The sequence below is a fragment of the Mycoplasma leonicaptivi ATCC 49890 genome, from assembly GCF_000622205.1.
Lineage (GTDB): Bacteria > Bacillota_I > Bacilli_A > Mycoplasmatales > Metamycoplasmataceae > Mycoplasmopsis > Mycoplasmopsis leonicaptivi.
On record NZ_JHWE01000065.1, the window covers coordinates 1 to 2,830 of the forward strand.

Below are 2,830 nucleotides of genomic sequence, written 5' to 3' on the forward strand. Positions count from 1 at the left end.
TATCCTTTAACCATTGGAATAAAGAAGTCAATTGCTTTAATACCTGTTTCAATTATTTCAGCTTTTTTATCTAAAAATCTTGTATCTTGAATTGTTGAATTCATTGGTACATATTTTAATGATTTAACATTTTGTTTTAAAAGAGGTTCACCACGGAATGAATAAATATTGTTTCTTGAACTTAAACCAACTGGAACCAAGAAAGTGTTGTTTGTATTTGTTACTACATCGTTAATTGCAATTTCTTGTGAATTATAAATAACAATCGCTCTAATAACTGTATCACTTAAAATTCTTTTAACTAATAAATATGTTTTTCCTTCATGTAATGTTAAAAGATAATTAACCTTAGGTAAATTTTCTTTACTAAATTCTATTTCTATAACATCTGATCATAAATTTAAAATTCTACCTGTCATTATTTATCTCCTAACTTTTGTGAAATTTCTAATAATATATTTTTATCAATATCTAAGAAATCATATTCTGTTTCGATATCTCATTTTAATTTGTTGAAATCAGAATATTGTTTTAATGCAAATGAGAAGTAAGATTTTGCAAGTGAATCATCGAATGAAGGATCACTCATAATACTTTGGTAAATTGAACCTGCTTTTTCATCCACACTAATAAATTCATTTATAAATTCAAGAGCTTTTTGTTCATCAGAAATTCCTTTTAATGTTGCCCATGAAATAAGTTTAGACATTAATAAAACAAATTCTTGTGAGTATATTGAAATACCTTTTTGGTTAAACATTTTTTCAATTGTTTTACCTTTATAAAGTAGTAATGATGTTTCTTTATTAAAGTCATAATCCAACATTGCTAATTTTAAGTGACGTTTATATTGTTTAAAGATTTTTCCAATTTCAGCAGCAACTTTTGTTACTGAACGACTTTGAACACTTGATCCTGTACGAGAAACTGATAAGTTAATATTAATAGCTGGTAAAGTACCTTGTGCAAATAAATCTGAACTAGTTACAATTTGACCATCTGTAATTGAGATAACATTTGAAGAAACAAGTGAAGTAATATCACCATCGACAGTTTGTAAAATAGGTAATGCTGTAATTGTTTTTCTATCTTTAAATGAACCTGAACGTTCTAATAATTGTGAATGTGAAAAGAATGTATCACCAGGCATCGCTTCTTTTCCAACTGGTCTGTCAGTTAAAAGAGCAATTTCTCTAATAATATTTGCGTGTTTTGTTAAATCATCAAATACTATTAAAACATCGTGCTCTTTTGATAAGTTTTCAGCATGAGCCATACCAACATATGGTGCTAAATATTGTTCAAAAGCACTTGTTGATGGAGCATCAATAATTATTGTATTTTGTAATGCATCATATTCTGATAAAGTTTTATAAATTTTTGAAATAGCCTCACGTTTTTGTCCGATTGCAACATAAATACATTTAACACCATTTCTTGCTTGGTTAATAATAGCATTAAGTGCAATATGTGTTTTTCCTGTTTGTCTATCTCCAATGATTAATTCACGTTGTCCTTTACCAATTGGGATTAATAAATCAACTGCAATGATACCTGTAAATAATTGTTCATTTAATCTTTTTACAGTCATTAAATCATGAGCTAATTCAAAGATTTTGCTTCCTTTTGGTTTTCTATCACCAGCTAAAAGTTGTGCTTGTGGTAATGTTATATTTCCGGCAACATCAATTACTTTACCAAAATATTGCGAAAAAGTATCAACTCTTGCTTCGTCGTTTTCTAAGATAATTTCATCACCAATACGAAGATTTTCACCTTTATCATTAGCGATTAAGAATGCTTTATCATGTGTTGAATTGATAAGCATTAATTTTATTTTTTGATTACTTTGTAATTTAAAAAACTGTCTTTGTTTATAAGGGAATTCACCTTGAACTTCAACAATGTAATCAAGAATCGAAGTAATTTTTGGATTTTTATTCATTATAATATTCCTCCTAATCCTAAAATTAATAACACAATACCTACAACAGAAATAATTGTAGATGTTAATGCGATAATGCTAAATATTTTCTTAGTATTAAATTTATTTTGACTTTGTACTGATTTTTGTAGTACAAAGGCTACCAAAGTCATAATGGTACTTATAATTCCTAAAGACATGAACACAGCACCAATATATGTTACATAATTATTTTTTTCATTTGTTTTTTCTTCGTTAAACTCTATCATTTTATTATAAGCATTTTGATATCTTGCTAATGCTTGATTTTTAACGTTTTCATCACTAGAATTTAATTCTGGATCATTTCTTAATAATGTATGCAATACAGTAGCTTTTTCATTTCAAACATTATTAATTTCATTTGTAAATCTATCGTATCATAATTGAATATTAAATGTATTAAGATTTGATAATGTTCTTAGTTTGTAAGCTTCAAGTTTAAGATTGTATTGAAATTTATTTAATTCATCTAAATCAAAATCTAATTTTTCAAAAATTTCTGGAACGAATTTTTTAGATACATTTTCTTGTGAAGCCTTTAATTTTGACTCAGCATCTATATTAGCTAAAATTGAATTAGTAAGACCAAAATAAAATGGAATATAATCAATTTCAGAAGCCTTTAAAAATGCAAATGTAAGACCCATAATATCATCTTTAAAGTTTTCTGTTTGTCCTAAATCTTGTGAATCTAAATTAATATAACCTGAATATTCTTCAATTAATTGATTAAGTTTTTCAATATAATCTTTTGAATATATTGTTTTAACAGATGCATCAATTATTTTAAATAAAGCATTAGAAACATTATTTGATTCTATTTTTGAATAATCAAGATTTTCACCTGCTTTAAGAGCATCATAA

Annotated in this window: 2 protein-coding genes and 1 pseudogene; all 3 read right to left on the reverse strand. The window is 26.1% G+C overall.

Going from position 1 to position 2,830, the window contains the following annotated elements:
• Positions 1 to 419, reverse strand: a pseudogene (locus BU00_RS04705) (MSC_0618 family F1-like ATPase beta subunit); the annotation flags it as partial.
• Positions 419 to 1,945 (reverse strand): MSC_0619 family F1-like ATPase alpha subunit, encoded by a 1,527-nt coding sequence (locus BU00_RS0103435; protein ID WP_027121485.1) that lies wholly within the window; start codon positions 1,943 to 1,945, stop codon positions 419 to 421. The gene BU00_RS0103435 and the pseudogene BU00_RS04705, both read right to left, overlap by 1 nt.
• The coding region (locus BU00_RS05260; RefSeq protein WP_027121486.1) for a hypothetical protein at positions 1,945 to 2,830 on the reverse strand (886 nt) is incomplete at its 5' end. The genes BU00_RS05260 and BU00_RS0103435, both read right to left, overlap by 1 nt.